The 15,548-nt window shown below is 58.6% G+C and carries 8 protein-coding genes and 4 pseudogenes; 4 read left to right on the top strand and 8 right to left on the bottom strand.

Going from position 1 to position 15,548, the window contains the following annotated elements; genetic code table 11:
* Positions 1-329 precede the first annotated feature (329 nt).
* The gene (gene nodU / locus CK489_RS13535) at positions 330-2,087 is read left to right on the top strand and encodes a nodulation protein NodU (RefSeq protein ID WP_095732623.1); all 1,758 of its coding nucleotides are present in this window, start codon (positions 330-332) and stop codon (positions 2,085-2,087) included.
* Here the strand turns inward: nodU and CK489_RS13530 are convergent.
* The gene (locus CK489_RS13530) at positions 2,072-3,382 is read right to left on the bottom strand and encodes an IS5 family transposase (RefSeq protein WP_095732622.1); all 1,311 of its coding nucleotides are present in this window, start codon (positions 3,380-3,382) and stop codon (positions 2,072-2,074) included. The two genes, nodU and CK489_RS13530, sit on opposite strands and share 16 nt — an antisense overlap.
* Before the next feature lie 550 nt (positions 3,383-3,932).
* Positions 3,933-4,076, bottom strand: a pseudogene (locus tag CK489_RS42910) (tyrosine-type recombinase/integrase); the annotation flags it as partial.
* 167 nt (positions 4,077-4,243) lie between these two features.
* Between CK489_RS42910 and CK489_RS41315 the strand changes: the two are divergent.
* Positions 4,244-4,390, top strand: coding sequence for a hypothetical protein (locus tag CK489_RS41315; RefSeq protein WP_157348619.1), 147 nt, complete (start codon positions 4,244-4,246; stop codon positions 4,388-4,390).
* Between the two features lie 85 nt (positions 4,391-4,475).
* Here the strand turns inward: CK489_RS41315 and CK489_RS13520 are convergent, their stop codons facing one another.
* From CK489_RS13520 to CK489_RS13505, 4 genes and pseudogenes are all read right to left on the bottom strand, one after another.
* On the bottom strand, positions 4,476-6,275 hold the full coding sequence (locus tag CK489_RS13520) for an ABC transporter ATP-binding protein (protein ID WP_050399973.1): 1,800 nt from the start codon (positions 6,273-6,275) through the stop codon (positions 4,476-4,478).
* Positions 6,272-8,626, bottom strand: coding sequence for a CapA family protein (locus tag CK489_RS13515; RefSeq protein ID WP_095732621.1), 2,355 nt, complete (start codon positions 8,624-8,626; stop codon positions 6,272-6,274). Before CK489_RS13515 ends, CK489_RS13520 begins: the two co-directional genes overlap by 4 nt.
* Positions 8,623-9,681 carry a P-loop NTPase family protein gene (locus CK489_RS13510; protein ID WP_063695681.1) on the bottom strand — a complete coding sequence of 353 codons (1,059 nt, stop codon included), beginning with the start codon at positions 9,679-9,681 and terminating at the stop codon, positions 8,623-8,625. Before CK489_RS13510 ends, CK489_RS13515 begins: the two co-directional genes overlap by 4 nt.
* A 217-nt stretch (positions 9,682-9,898) precedes the next feature.
* A pseudogene (locus CK489_RS13505) lies at positions 9,899-10,762 on the bottom strand (CobW family GTP-binding protein); the annotation flags it as partial.
* A gap of 883 nt (positions 10,763-11,645) precedes the next feature.
* Between CK489_RS13505 and CK489_RS13500 the strand changes: the two are divergent.
* Positions 11,646-12,737, top strand: a pseudogene (locus tag CK489_RS13500) (MFS transporter); the annotation flags it as partial.
* A 1,511-nt stretch (positions 12,738-14,248) separates the two neighbouring features.
* Here the strand turns inward: CK489_RS13500 and CK489_RS42240 are convergent.
* Positions 14,249-14,470: a hypothetical protein gene (locus tag CK489_RS42240; RefSeq protein ID WP_245350359.1), complete on the bottom strand. Its 222-nt coding sequence runs from the start codon at positions 14,468-14,470 to the stop codon at positions 14,249-14,251.
* Positions 14,471-14,628: 158 nt separating this feature from the next.
* On the opposite strand from CK489_RS42240, the gene CK489_RS42235 reads away from it, so the two are divergent.
* Positions 14,629-15,030 carry a hypothetical protein gene (locus CK489_RS42235; RefSeq protein ID WP_245350358.1) on the top strand — a complete coding sequence of 134 codons (402 nt, stop codon included), beginning with the start codon at positions 14,629-14,631 and terminating at the stop codon, positions 15,028-15,030.
* Between the two features lie 32 nt (positions 15,031-15,062).
* Here CK489_RS42235 and CK489_RS13490 read toward each other — a convergent pair.
* A pseudogene (locus tag CK489_RS13490) lies at positions 15,063-15,522 on the bottom strand (YbgC/FadM family acyl-CoA thioesterase).
* Between the last annotated feature and the right edge of the window lie 26 nt (positions 15,523-15,548).

Below are 15,548 nucleotides of genomic sequence, written 5' to 3'. Positions count from 1 at the left end.
TGACCCTGCGATCACGAAGCTCAAGGTCGCATTAGGGCGCAGAACGGCGACCTCGGCGGCGGCGCATTGCCGGGTCGTGAACGCGGCATTAGTCCGGGTCCTCCGATTTCGATCGGCGAAGTCGTGCACTGCGCTCGCGCGCCATCAGCAATCGGATCTCTGACGACGGAATTAGCCGTGGACATGCGATCGTGACCGATGGTGATCGCAGTCTAGCCCGAGCGGCCCGAGAATCAGTCGGGACAACGACGATTGCTCAATCGCATGCTCTCGAAATCCAGACCTGATCCTTTAACTCATCGAATTGCCGGCATCAAAGTGGAGGCATTATGCGCATCTGCGGTATCAAGCTGACGCATGACGGAGCGATCGCCCTGATCGAGGACGGTCGGCTCGTCTTTTGTATCGAGCAGGAGAAGCGGAGCAACAATCCGCGCTATCAGACGATAGACAATCTCGATGCAGTCGTCATGGCTTTGGCAGAGCACGGTCTGGATGCGCGGGACGTTGATCAGTTTGTCGTCGACGGCTGGCTGGGGCAAGTGGAAGCTCAATACCGACTCCGCAGCGGAGTAGCTCCTGTCACGCTCAAGGGGGCGTCCTATGTTGAACCTCATCCCGAGGCCCTCCTCACATCTCGCGATGGCTTTGGCCTTAGGCTCGACGGCAGGGATTTCCCCTATAAGAGCTATCCTCACGTGGCCAGCCACGTGGCGGCCGCATACTGCACCAGCCCGTTTGCCAAAGCCGGACAGCCTGCTTTCTGCCTCGTGTGGGATGGGGGCACCTACCCACGACTCTATCATGTAGGACGCGGAGGCGCTCGGTTCATCGACAGCTTATTCCCGCTGTTTGGGCACATCTATGCCGCTGCGGGCCTTCATTTTGGGCCATACAAGCGGGCTAATCGTACCAATTGGGACCTGGGTAAACCCGGCAAGGTGGATCCAGGCGGCGCCGGCAAGCTCGATCTAGGTGTCGCCGGCAAGCTGATGGCCTATATCGCCCTCGGCACCGTCGACGAAAACATCATCACGGTCTTTCAGGAGCTCTACAAAGAGCACTTTGAAGCTGACACCAAGCGCGAGAGTTACCGTACTGATCTCGGGAGCATGGAGTTTGAGCTTACGACCATTCACGACTTCTTCGACGCAAGTGCGCCGCGGTTGAAGGCCAAGGCCGCCGAGGATGTGCTCGCATCCTTTCATTGTTTCCTCGAGCGCCTGCTCGTGCACAAAATCGCGAATGCTTTGCAACGGCAGTCGGACTTTTCCGCTCGCAATTTGTGCATAGCAGGCGGCTGCGGCCTCAATATCAAATGGAACAGTACACTACGTTCGGCAGGGCTGTTCGATGCTGTTTGGGTACCGCCATTTCCAAATGACAGTGGCTCCGCGATCGGTGCAGCCTGTTGTGCAATGGTAGCGGACAAAGGCCTCATGCCGTTGCAGTGGTCGGTCTACAGTGGTCCGGCGCTGCAAGGTAGTGATGTGCCGCCTGAATGGGATGCTTCGCCCTGCAATATGCATGAACTGGCGACTATTCTCGCCAGCGACAAGCCGGTGGTTTTTCTTGCCGGCCGCGCCGAGCTTGGGCCGCGGGCATTGGGTAGCAGAAGCATTCTTGCAGCCGCAACATCGCCGGGAATGAAGGACTATCTCAATGACATCAAGCATCGCGAGCACTTCCGGCCAGTGGCGCCGATCTGCCTGGAAGATCGCGCGCCGGAAATTTTCGATCCAGGAACGTCGGATCCTTACATGCTTTTCGATCATCAGACTCGGACCGAATGGCGGGACAAAATCCCCGCGGTTGTCCATCTCGACGGATCTGCGCGACTGCAGACGATCAGCAGGACTTCTCAACACAAAGTTGCCGAGCTTCTGGTAGAATATGAAGCGCTGACGGGCATTCCGCTGCTTTGCAATACGAGCGCCAATAACCATGGGCGTGGGTTTTTCCCTCATCTTGCAGCGGCTTGCAAGTGGGGCCGCGTGGAGCATGTATGGTGCGATGGGATGCTATGGACGAAAACTCCTCAAGCCAGCGAGTCCTCCGTGAAGAACGCGGCTCAAGCGATGTTTTGAGCCGAGACAGTTTCAGCGAGCGCCCGGATAACGGCACGCAAGAGTTCTGCGAGCCATCGCAGGAGCAGGCCGAAGTTGTGGCCGGCCGCGGCGAGGACGGCATTGATGCAGTCGCCAACGCGGCCTTTGAGATAGTTGCGGTCCATGCGGTGCTCGGCCTTGACGTGGCCGATGACGGGCTCGACAGCCGCACGACGCTTCATCTCGCGCCGGATGGAAGCGGTGACGCGGCGGACCTGCCCCGAGATCCAGACCCTGAACCGATGCGGGTGGTTGTGGCCGCGGCGAGTCTCCACGCCGGTGAGCTTCTCCATGTCGGCGACCACCGGGCCGAGCGTGTGCCCGTCGAAGGGATTGCCGTGCAGGGCCTTGGCATGGAGCACGAATTGTCCGCCCTTCGGAGACGTCACGGGGGTGGCGATACTGACCTTGCAGCCGAACTCGTAAGGCGCAGGGGCTTTCCCGTTGCCGATGCACTCGACCTCCGGCGCATGTAACGCATAGACCTTGGGGCCGCGCTGATGCTGATCCTGGGTGCGCACCCTCTGCGCCAGATCGAGCAGCGAGCCGAAGCGAGCTTGCAACACCACATCGCCATCAATCTTGCGGCGGATGTCGCGGATGATCCGGCCAAGCCGCGTCCGCAGGAACTTGAGTTGGCGCCGGGCGCGCTTGAACTGGTGAGCGCGGGTATAGCGGCCGACCATGATGGCGGCGCGCTTCGCCAGGCGCAGATGGCTCTGGCGCAGCGGCACACGGTTGCGCTTGGCGAGCTCGACGAGCTTGGTGATGGCCCGATGCATCAGCTGTGCGTCGGTCGGATGCGCAACGGCCTTTGGCTGCACCGTGGAATCGACCGCCACTCGCTCCACGTCCTTGGGACCGATGGCGCCAGTCTTGTGCGCCACTGACAGACTTCCCTGGATCAGCGCGACGAGCTGCTCCTCACCGAGCCGCTGGCGCCAGCGCGTCATCGACGATCGATCGAACGGCAGCCGGTGGCAGAAGCTCAACTCGCCGCAGAAGTATCGGTAATAGGGGTTTTCGATCCAACGGGCGCACAGCACCTCATCCGAGAGATTGTGCATGTGCTTCAGAATGAACAGGCCGGCGACAAGCCGCGTCGGCAGGCCAGGCTGCCCCGGACCGGTTTGGCACACCGAACCAAAGCGGTCACCCAGAAACTTCCAGTCGATCAGCGTTGCCAGCCGCACCAGCGGGTGTCCCATGTCGATGATTTGATCGAGCGCAGGAAGCAACAGGTCCTTCTGGCGATCATCCCGCGGTTTGCTCATCTCTTTCCCCCATGCCGACGATCCGCCGTCAGGGAATCACGAATCGCTCGAAAGCAAAATCCCAAAACGCAAGAAAGCGCGGCCCGACACCTGGCTTTCCTGCAAAATCGAATACTTTATCGAGACAACTTCTGCCTATCTCTCAGGCCGATCTGCATTCTTCGCTGACGACTAACGACGTCGTCATCAGCAATGACGTACTTGTGCTTGGATACCCGTATCGATCGGGCTCGCGAACATTCCTCAAATAGACTACAAGCGTCCCCTGTTGAGGAAGGGACTTGTCGCAGGAAAGAACTCGAAGCTCCGAACCATCATTGCCGACTGCGAATCATTCCCCGGGATAGTGGCGGTCCGGTTGTCGAGGTTGAGCGTTACTTTGCCCAAAACAACCTCCGGGTGATCGGCTGATCAGCCAATTTGTTCCGTTTGATATAATTCTCGCATTCCTGGCTTGAGGAGCATTGCTGTGATGAACTCTGGATATTCCGTCGTGCCCCCGATGGACTCGGTCCTGGAATTGATCAGCGCCCGATAAAGTTGTCGCGTCTTAGACCAATTTTGCCATTGCTGCGTCGGCTGTCTTTCTGCGACTGGCTGCCTTTGTGTACCGTTCAACTTCCTCCAACGTCTGGTGTCCGGTAACAGCCATGATCTCGTGCGGCGGAGCACCGGACTCGGCGAGCGCGGTTGACGTGGCCTTGCGGACGCAGTGCGGAAGATCAGCCTGGCGGCACCAGGCTTTGAACTTGTTTCCAACCCGTTCGCCGTGAACGGCTTGCCGATTCGGCGATCAGGAACGTCATGTTGCCGCTCACCTCCGCCGCTGCAACGCTCACAGTAAGCGCCGGGTGCAACGGAATGTCGATGTCGATCGGATTCCGGTGCTCGCAATCGCGTCACGCCATGGATGGCTTCGCCTGGGCGGACAAGGGCATCGGCCGCAGCCTGGTCGGTCCGGCCGGGACCGACGTTTTGCATCCGCTGGCCGACGAAGTGCGCAGCTAGGTTGCGCGGAGCCTGTGACTCCGCATCAATGAGGGCGAATGTTCCGCGGAATCACGCAGTGATCTCGGATGCCGAAAATTGCTTTTCAGGTTTTGCACTGAAGAGATTGCAGATCATAAAGGCGGGCATACCCTCCCAGATTCGCCAATAACTGCTGGTGCGTACCCATTTCGACGATGCGCCCGCGATCCAACACGATGATGCGATCGGCGAAACGCACCGTTGCCAATCGGTGCGCAATAATCAGAGTGGTCCTGGCTTTTGCTGCCGCCGCGAGTGCCTGGATCACAGCCCGCTCTGAGACCACGTCCAATCCGCTCGTCGGCTCGTCAAGTACGAGGATTGGGCTGTTCCGCAGGCAGGCTCGTGCAATGGAAATACGCTGCCGCTGGCCGCCCGAGAGCGTGGTGCCCCCTTCGGAGATCTCCGTATCATAGCCGTCGGGCAGCGTGTGAATGAAATCGTGAGCTTTCGCCACGCGGGCTGCCGCGATAATCTCTTCGTCCGTCGACTCTGGTCGCCCGAATGCAATATTTTCGCGAATAGTACCGCTGAAAAGCAGTGAATCTTGCAGCACCATGCTGATCTGGCTGCGCACTGATTTAACAGAATGAGTACGAACATCCTGCCCGTCGATCAACACCGCACCCTGCACGGGATCGTAAAGCCGCGGGACCAGACTGACGAGGGTGCTCTTTCCGGTCCCTGTCGCTCCCACGATAGCCACGGTTTCCCCCGGATTGATAACCAGGTTGATCGATTCCAATGTCCGCGGCCTTCCGGGATATGCAAAGGAAACGTCCCGAAACTCGATTTCTCCCGCCCCAACCCGCAGGGGTTTGGCGCCGGGAAGGTCAGCGACGTCGCTGCGCGTCTTGAGCACCTCGGCAATGCGCTCAATTCCGACAAGCGCTCGCGCCGTCGAGTTCGACGATTTGGAGAGAGCTCGCATGGGACTGTAGAGATTTGTGACATATGCAAAGAATATTACGACGTCACCCGTCGTAAGCTCGCCGGCCATGACCCACGTAGCGCCAAACCACATAACGAGGCACAAACCGATCGCCGCGAGAATATCCACGATCGGCGCTACTGCGGCTTGGTATTTCACGCCATAGAGGTAGGCCTGCAAGCTTTTGGTGCTCTGGGCTGCAAAGCGTCTGTCCAGTTGGTCTTCCTGCGCCAATCCCTGCACGATGCGAATCGACGACAATGTTTCCTGGGCAAGTGAGGCGAGGTGTCCTGCGCTGCTCCTTGCCTGCCGCGAAGCGTTCTTGATGTGGCGTGTGTTATTATAGATGCTAAGGAACAGAATCGGTGCGACTGAAAGCGCAATCAATGCGAACTTCCAATTCAGCCATAACATCATGACGATCATACCAAGCAACAGAAACATGTTGCCCAGCAGTATGACGCTATTGTTTGCAACGACATCCTGGATGGATTGAACGTCGGACGTCAGCCGCGCGGTCAGGTCACCGGTGCGCTGGCGGTCGTGAAACAACAGTGACAGCCGCTGCATATGGGCGAATAGTATCTGGCGCAACGAGAACACATAACGTTGGGAAATCTCACCCATGGTCCGTGTATACCAGTAGGTGAGAAGCCCGGTGCCAATGGCAATCAGGATTGTCGTTGCGCAGGCACCATAAAGGATCGGCAGCCGTTCGATCGCTGGATCGCTCAACCATTCCCCGATGAAGGGTACGTGGATCGTCCTTGGTGACGGGGGAATGACGCGATCGATGACGACCTTCAATGGCCACGGTCTCATGACCGTTAACAAAGCGTCCAGCAGCATCGCGAAGACTGCAAGAGCGAGCAGCGGGACGTTAGCCGAGCCTACCGCCAGGAAATGCCGCGAGTCGGGAAGGCCAAGTTTCACCGCGCTGCCTCATCGTGCTTCGGCCGCGCGAGCTCGAGCCGGCCGACGCCATTCTCGACGCTCAACAGGGACCCGCTCGTGCCGGACACGTCGGCGAGACGGGCAAGACATCTCTCACTGGCTGCGCCCGTCATGAGCTTGGGCTGATAATTCACCCGAGGATCGCGATTCTTGATGTAGATCGGATAGAGCTCGATCATCGTCTTGAGCGACACAAACCGCACCGCAACCAAGAGACCTTCCGCCTTGCTGTTTCCTGACCCGAATGTGAAGTTGCCAACACTGTAGAATATGGCCCGGCTCTTGTAGACCTCGAACGGCTGAATGACATGAGGGTGATGGCCGATGACGAGATCGGCTCCCAGATCAATGGCCAGCCTGGCCTTCATACAGGCATCCGAGGTTGGAACCCGCTCGTAGGGGACACCCCAGTGGCAGGTGACGACCACCCGATCAACGATCTGCCGCAGTGCCTCAATATCCGATTTCAACCAAGCCGGAGAGTCAATTGCGCTGCCCGGTTGACGATGTGTCGCCGCCGTGCGCCTGTTCCAGTAGTAGCCGAGAATGCCGATCCGCACCCCCTCGGCATCGAGAATGGCTGGTGCGTGCGCCGATTTTTCATCCGTGCCCGCACCTATGGCATGGACCCCCGCTTCGGCAAGTGCATCGAATGTCTCCAGCACCCCCTGTCGTCCGCAATCCAGCAAATGATTGTTGGCAAGCGTGACGACATTGATGTTCGCGCGTTTGAGGGAAGATGCGAGCCTCGGATCGACCTTGTATGAAAAATTGCGGTCCTGGCGTTGCGCCTCGGCCGCGAACGGTCCCTCCAGATTCCCCAGAACAATACTGGACCGCCTGAGCAAGGGAAGCACGCCTGCGAAGGGGTAATCCTCTCCCCACCGATTGATCAGCGGCGTCGTCCGGTCACCGAGCATGATGTCGCCCGCTGCGATGAGCGAGAAGTCTCCATCGCCCCGGCGCGCGAGCTGGCTATCGAGCGCGGCTGACGGCAGGATGTCACCTGTTTCCGGTATCTCCTCCGCGGCGATTCGGCTCAGTCCTCCGCGCGATTGCGCAAGTTCACACCGCGGGGACACGTTCAGCGCGTCCGGTACCTGAAGGTGGATCTTGCGCTTTGCGAAGACGTCACGGATCAGTGCCGAATATTTCCCATCATGGAGCAACGCATCGGCCTTGAGGAGCTGCGAGAGCCCTGTTCGATAGTCGCTGCGCAGCCTGCGCGTGCGTTTAACATCCGGAACATCATCGTGGCAGGATCCGAGCAACGTCAGCATCTTCAGAACCAGGAGATCTGCGCTCCTCGCGCTGCCACCGTTGCGCGCGATCTCCGCCCGCATGTCCCACAGTGCGCTCCCCCAAATCGTTCCGTTCACATGAGGATCTGCCTTTGCCGAGGCGTTGAAGTCATCCATGGTCTTTTGCGAAACCAGGCTGCGTGGGTGCCAGCACTGGGTATCATGCCGCTTATGGAAGGCCCAAATATGAGGGGTGTCGAGCATCGTGGCTGCCCAATAATCGCAAGTTCCCTCATCGATGGCCGCTTTCCTGTTGTCCTGGCGCGCCGGGGGACGTAGGCGGTTTGTCCTGAAGTCGGCAGTGTGACGCGTGATGTGATGACCATACTCGTGATAAATAATGCCCGCGTTGTGCGAGGCATTGGCGCGGTAGGCGCTACCGATGTGTTCAACGAGGGCACCACCATCGAGTAGGGTTCTCCCAGGTCCCAGGTGGATTTCACCCTCCACTGCGATGGGATGATGCTCGGCGACGCTGTTCCGCTTGCAGGGCAAACGGTAATGTCCGCCTTGAAATGCGCAACAGAGATCATCCGCCTTGCGGAGGCCGTCCTTGAGGCCGTTGGTTTCCGTCACCCCGTGATGAGCATTTACGACGGTAATGACAGCTGGAAGCGGCGTTGCGCCCAATTCGCACAATAGCTCGCCGACATATTGTGAGAATTTGTGCAAGTGGTAGAACGTATTCACTTCGCCGAAATGTGCCGCCTGCACGTAGCGCCATTGAAAATCTTCGGGGGCAAACGGGTATTTGTCGAGCCGTCCACCGCCTTTGCCCGCTTCGAAGACAAAGTCGCCATTGCAGTCTGGCTCGGCGTTGCCGATCGCCACATCCTCGTAAGTACCGGCCTGCGAATCGCAGCGATAGCGGCGCCCTCCGTTGCGAACCTCGATCAGGTCGTTTCGTAACTGCGGCCGTCCCAACCCATTCAGCTTTAATGCGCCCAAGTCCACCATGCTTTTGGCGATGCTGCCGCCTAGCGGCAGGTTGGCATTGGGCGTCCATTCATAGACGAGTCCCCGGTTCATGCTGGCATCCGTAGCGGCGATGCTGCGTTGCGCGTTGACTTCCTGTCGAGCAGTGCATTGAGCGCCCCGTCCTTTATCTCCTTGGCGCGCAGGCAACTCACACCAGTGGCCGCATCAACTTCGCGGATGTTCAAGGAACTCATGGTCAGAGCGCCAGAAACGGCGATGGGCTCGACGCCCCATCCCCGCATCATGCGGACGCCGGATTCGGCAGCCATGGGATCGCCGCCGGCGAATATCCAGCTGTCGACGGTGCTGGTGAAGCTTGGGCTCTGCAGCAGCATGGCCGTTTCCCGCTGCAGCAGCCCATCGGCGATTTCAACGACCACGTACTCGGCAGATTGAGCGGCAGCGTAGCCGACCAGCAGGTGATGAAGCTGAAGGAGTTCGTCGTGTCCACACATGTAGGTTGACGGATAACCGCCGTCGACGAAGTCCAGCGCGACGGAGGCTCCGGCATCGAGCATGCTCCAGGTGTCTTTACCAGTTGCGGTGCCGGTCAATTTTATTCCGGCCACGTTTCGCCCCGCTTTGCTCAGGCCCTTGATAATGCTCATGGCGGTGTAGGTCTTGCCCGCGTTCATGGACGAGCCGCAGACGACGGCAATGTGAGGCCAGCGCTGCGCAGTCGCCGCTTTCAGATGATGGTCGCGCATTTTCAGCGGGCGACCGTGCTTGTCCGCAACGGCACCAAGAAGCCTCAGTCTCGTTGGCTCGGCCACCTTGCTGTGCTTGCTCTGGACGATCCCGCAAAGCCCGCCCATCGAAAGTAAATCGCAAGCATCTTCGTTCCTGCCCACCAAGCCTTCGAACTGCAATGTGGCGTAGCGGTTGCCAAACACTGCTGCGATAACGTCGCCCTCATGCAGCGAGGCGCGCCGTCCGTTATTCAATTCCAGTGTAGAGTTCTTGGCAACGTTTTCGACAGACGCCACGACGACATCGCCCGGCTCGGGCGACCGCGGAACATCCACGAGGCCATAGAGGCTGTCACATGGGACGTGACGGAGCGAATAGGGAATTCGCACCATTCTCATCAGTTGAGTTGCTGTCATTGGTTCCTCCAGAGCGTTATGTCTTGTCGGAGATTGGCTAAACATTGAATCAAGCGACATCATTTTCACGTCGATACGTTGCGGATCACGGTCACACGTGAACCGGCATCACCGGGAGGCGGCGTCCGCTAAGGGATCTGCCAGATGCGGAGCAACGACCGTAAGTTCCAGTTAACAGCGCATTTGCAAATGCGTGTAGCGTTTCAGCATTCTGTGCCCAGCCCTGCCCGAGCAGGTCCCCTGGCAGGTCACGCCCGATGAAAACAAGCCGTGTCTGGCGTCGCTCCCGCTCTTTCCAGAGACGCTGACTTCCGCCTTCAACGAGCATATGCACGCTCTGAACGACGAATTGCCGATCGTCATTTCTATTGATGCAATGCTCTTCATGCGCAGGATGTCCGTCCCGTAGCGTTGGGTGACATCCTGAATCCAAGACACGAATCTGTCGGGTTTCAGCGGTCGATCCGCGACAAGGGACAGGTCTAGTCCCAAGACCGGGGCTAGATCGATGTCGCAGCGGCTCGGTTCTATGAACCCTTGCATATGGATTAATGGCTCGGATCCGCCGTTCGGCTATCGCGAGGCTTCCCGCATCGACAAGATCGACCTTGTTGACGAGCACGATGTCGGCGAACGCAAGTTGCTCCTGCACTTCCGGGGCCCGATCGATCTGCTCCAGGAGATGCTTGGCATCCGTGACAGTGACGATGGCGCCGAGCTTCGTCTTGCGGCGAACGTCATCATCGACAAAGAACGTCTGCGCCACGGCGGGATCGGCGAGCCCCGTCGTCTCGACCACGATGCCGTCGAAGGCTCGGCTGCGCCGCATCAGCCCTGCGATGATACGAATAAGATCGCCCCGGGCGGTGCAGCAGATGCAACCGTTGTTCATTTCGAAAATCTCTTCGTCCGTGTCGACGATAAGATCGTTGTCAATACCGCCCTCTCCGAATTCGTTGACGATCACCGCGAACCGCTTGCCATGCGGCTCGGAGAGTATGAGGTTTAGCAGCGTCGTCTTCCCGGAGCTGAGATAGTCGGTCAGAACCGTGACGGGGATCTGGGGTGCAGCGTCGGGCATCGTTCTATTTCCCCTTCGCGGAGCGACAACGCTTTCTCGTAACCTAACAAAGTGATGCGCAAATGCGCGATTGCCTCGTTGCCATCCACATTGGCTTGCGTAAACGCGAGAGTGGAGAGCGTCGTTTCCATCCTGTGAATGTTCAGAGCCGCTCCTTTCACTCCCCTCTCGCTAAAACCAATTGTCGCGACACGAACATCGGCGAGATTGACGGAAGGCTCGATCCCGGATCAGTTGCCCATCTGGACCTTGTAGCCCAGCTCACCAAAAATCTGGAAAGTGCCTGCGTCGTAATCTGAGATCGTTACCACTTATCCCGCCATTTCACATCATCACATCTCACATCAGGAAAATGCGGCAGGGCCTTGCTGAGACGACCCTCATCTTCGAGATGATTGGGTCCAGTCGCTATCAGGACCTCTCATGAACTGCCTGTTAGTCATTTGCGCCAACATGCCATTGCTAAGCTGCCGCATTTTCATGCTCTACAACCTGACGCGACGTGCGGTTCAAGCCATTTCAACACTAATGCACATTCGAACGATGGTTCACGAGCTGGAGCGGTACGTGCGTCCGGCATTCTCTGCGCTACAAGGCCATCCGTTCAAGCGCAACCATCTGGTCGCAGTGTGCCCACACAGATTACCATCGCCCAGGCCCGATCCCGCGACGCCGAGCGCGATCGCTGGCGTTGTCCGCAGGCTTTCGTGGACGCGGCAAGGATTGTAATGGGCCACGTACAGGCTCACGGCTGCACCGTAGTGATTGAGCTTTTCGAGATTGCGAGTCGCGCGACTCCCGCTCTTGGCTCATGCAGAGCGCAAGGTGCTGCGCGTAGTCTGTCGAAATATTTTAGGATCGCATTCGAGACGGATCCAAGCGCGTGGCTAAACAATTCACTCGGCAAAGCTCGAATCCGACCCTTATTCAGGCAGATGAAGGCTTGACTAGCCATGCCGTGTTGGGCGCGACGATCGGCAATATGCTCGAAGTTTACGATTTCGGGACGTATAGCTTTTTCGCCATCCAGATCGGTCACACGTTCTTCCCCGCGAAGGATCAGTTCGCCAGCCTTATGCTGTCGCTCGCGACCTTCGGAGCGGGTTTCGTGACCGGCCCCATCGGGGCCATTGTGATCGGCTCGTACTCGGATCGAGTCGGACGTCGGCCCGCAATGACCGCCAGTTTTGTCATGATGAGCGTCGCGATAGTTGTGTTGGCTGTGATGCCCTCGTATGACACGATAGGGATCTCCGCTCCGATATTGGTTATTTTCGCGCGTTTGGTGCAGGGCTTCGCCCTGGGAGGCTAAGTCGGTCCGACGACCGCCTATCTGATGGAAGCGGCCCCGGGCGGACGCCGGGGCCTTGCCGTCTCGTTTCAGCCTGCCAGCCAACAAATAGCTGCAACGGCCGGCGCGCTGGTCGGAGAAGTACTCTCGCTCACCATGACAAGCGAGTCGCTGGATGCGTACGGATGGCGGATCACGTTTCTGCTCGGTGCCTGTACGCTGCCGTTCTGACTTTGGTTGCGCAGGGCCCTGCCCGAAACGCTGCATCGACCTGAAGCGCCGGCTCTCGCCGTCGAGCCCGCAAGGAAATTGCGTGCCAGCCGCCGCATGATGAGCTTCGGATTGGTCATTTTAGCCAGCTGCACGATTTTTACCTGTATCACGGAATATATGACGACTTATGCGCTGAACACCCTGCAAGTTGCTGCGCCTCTCGCCTTTGCGACCACTGTCGTCAGCAATGCGGTAGGCATTGCTGGGGCACTCCTGGGCGGTTGGCTCGCAGATCGGGCTGGACGCCGGCCCATCATGATATGGCCGCAAATCGCCGCGCTGCTGATGACCTATCCGGTATTCTTGTGGATCGTAGAGAGTCGCGGTCCCATGGCGCTCCTCTCAAGTCTCGGCGCGCTCACCCTCGTCGGAACGATTCCGTATAGCGCCTTCTATGTCGGTATGGCCGAGGGGCCCTGTGATGGGCTGGTTGCCTTGAACCTTTCCTGCGCGCTGACGTGCCCTCGGCCGCGAAACCTGCCTCAGTATCGGCCGGCTTCGCAGTCGCCGCCTCGACTGTCGGCGAACCGATGACCGAACTACGTTATGTTCAACCGGCCAGACAGATATCGAGCTCTCATCGTGCTATTTGATTGATGGACTTCGGCCCGATCTCGGCAAACCATCACTGACGCCGGAGCTGATCAAGATTTCAGCGTCGCGCTGCGGAACTCCAGTGTCAGCGGGCCGCCACGGCATTGTAGAAAATCGTATCTCGATCGACGTTTGTCGTTGGCGCGCTTGTTCGACACGAGTGATGCCCGTAATTCAAGACCTTGATGCTACGAGGGTGACCATCTCCTGGCTGTGCCAACTCCCCCACCGCCGGGACTTCAGACGAGTGACTGCCCGTGCTCGCGCCGCAGGAAACGCTGGTAGGCAACCCGGCTCTGGCCGAGCGGGAATCGCCTTTCCGTTGGATCACGCCCTCCGCTTCGAGCTTGCCGATGTAGGTGCGGCTGCAATCGACGTGCAGCGCCAACGCTGACGCTCTGACGGTCGCACGGTTCTTAGATAGCGATCGAGAGGCGGGATGAACCGTCTCAGCCATGTGTTCTCCTGTTACCATCCCCGCTTCATGTACATCCGGGATCGCCGAACGTTGCTGTCGTGTTGGCGACGTCGGTCTAATGAACGCTTCCCGCCAACGGCGACACCGTGCGGTGATCAAACACGCGCACAGAATGGCCTGTTGATCACCCCGTCGGGGTCTGCACGCGTCGCCACACGGAAGCATGGCACGTTGCGCAGAGGCCGCCCCGCAAATTCCGCGCCAGCAGGCCACTATTGGGCGCTGGCTGCGCCGAATGTCGGGATTGACACACGACTGTCGGGATTGAGGCAAATGTCAGTAAGTTGAAGCTACACCGCAACGAAGTGCCTGCGAGCCTGTCGAGTTCACTTTGGCGCGCGGTTTGCTCTGTTCACGACATCATCACCAACCGCAGCGCGATGATCTTCGGGACGGACTCGGCGCGCGCCGCCGTTAGCGTCTGGTCCGCCACGACGCTTTGCTGCGGCGATAACTTAAGGCACTCGGTTGTAAACCGAGCAAATGCGAGGAAGCATCGGATGCGATTTAGAGCTCTTTTGGTAGCCGGTACAATTGCGCTCGTTGCAAGGGGTGCAGCGAATGCAGCCGACCTTGTGCCAGAAGTGAGGCTGCCGATTGCCGTGTGGAGCTGGTCCGGAGGCTATATTGCGGGGCACCTCGGCGGCGGCTGCGGCCTAACCTCTTCAGCAATCCCTACGGTCCGTCGATTTATGGGGGCGCCGTCGATACCCCAGCGTTCTTGGCAAGCGGCCAGATCGGTTACAACTGGCAGAAAAATCGCTGGGTGTCTGGCATCGAACTCGATGCCAACGGGGCCGTCTCCGACGGTACAAATACCTGCCTTGCGGCCTCCGGCTTTATCTTGAGCTCAAACTGCAAGGCAGGCCCCAACGTCTTTACCACCGGGACGGGTCGCGTCGGTTACGCTTTTGGCGCGCTGGGCCACACGCTGGCCTATCTCCAGGGAGGCGTTGCCTGGTAAAACAATCGCGGCGACGTCGTCAACAATTTTGAAGGCGGCGAGCCACAGGAGAAAACCCATTTCGACTATGGTCGCCTCGGCGGCACCATCGGGCTTGGCGTCGAGCAAGCGCTTAGCCCTGTATGGTCGGTCAAAGCCGAGTATGATTACCTTATTTCGGTGGGCCAAGTGTCGCCACTCCGCCGACGGTGCAAAATCCTCCGTTCGCAATTCTTCCCGCGAACACAACGTCCCTGTCCAGCAACTATCACATCGGAAAAGTCGGATTGAATTACCATTTTGGCGCCGACCCGTGGACGCAATCGTCGGATGCACCGCTGTACGCGAAAGCACCCGCCGGCGCGCCGCCGATTGCTTACGCCGCTGGTTGGTCGTCCGAAGGCGGATCGCGGCTCTGGCTCAGCGGGGGACGATTCCAATGGAACACCGTCGGCTCGGCCCTAGATCGCAACATTCTTATATCGAGGCTCACCTATCATGGTCTCGACGGGCTTTCCGGAGAAGCATTTGGCCGTCTTGACAGGCCGTGGGGAATACTCCTGAAGGGCAATATTGGCCTCGGTCGCTTCAACAAAGGAAACATAAACAATGAAGATTGGGGCGTTTCGCACGGTGAGCAACCGTTTTCCTACGTTAACAATATGTCCGGCCAGGCAACTCCGGTTTGACGATATCGCAACAAAAGTCTAGCGCCTTGATTTCATTGGGTCGCTGGAAGACCGTAGCATGAACGAGGGGCGGATTTATCTGGGCCCTGTATGCGCTGCGCCTTTCCGCCTGAGATAAACGCCACGCGTACACACGCCGTGACTAGGAGATCGTCTCCCCGCCTGCATTCCTGCAGCAAGGCGATCGACGCGCCCCTCACCTCTTGCGGGACTGTGATGACGTCGAGCAGGTCGTCCAAGGCCGCTCGTCTTAGAAAATCGATTGTCATCGAACGGACAACGAAGGCAAAGCCGGGCGCGCCGTTCTGCGTTTCCTCGAGCAGCGCTTGCTGACTGGTTCCGAGTAGGCACAAGTAGTTCGTTCTGCCGCGTTCCATGAAGCGCAAAAATTTGCGTGATAAACAATCTGGCCGGCGTCGGTTCCTCGAAATAAACGCGGACCTGCATATGATGGCGGCCGTCGCGAATTTGGCCATCAAGAGAGGCTGTCACAGAATGGTCCCCGTTAATGCGCATCT

Origin of the sequence: Bradyrhizobium sp. UFLA03-84, assembly GCF_002289535.1 — a bacterium.
GTDB lineage: Bacteria > Pseudomonadota > Alphaproteobacteria > Rhizobiales > Xanthobacteraceae > Bradyrhizobium > Bradyrhizobium viridifuturi.
This window is presented reverse-complemented; position numbering and strand designations above follow the sequence as displayed.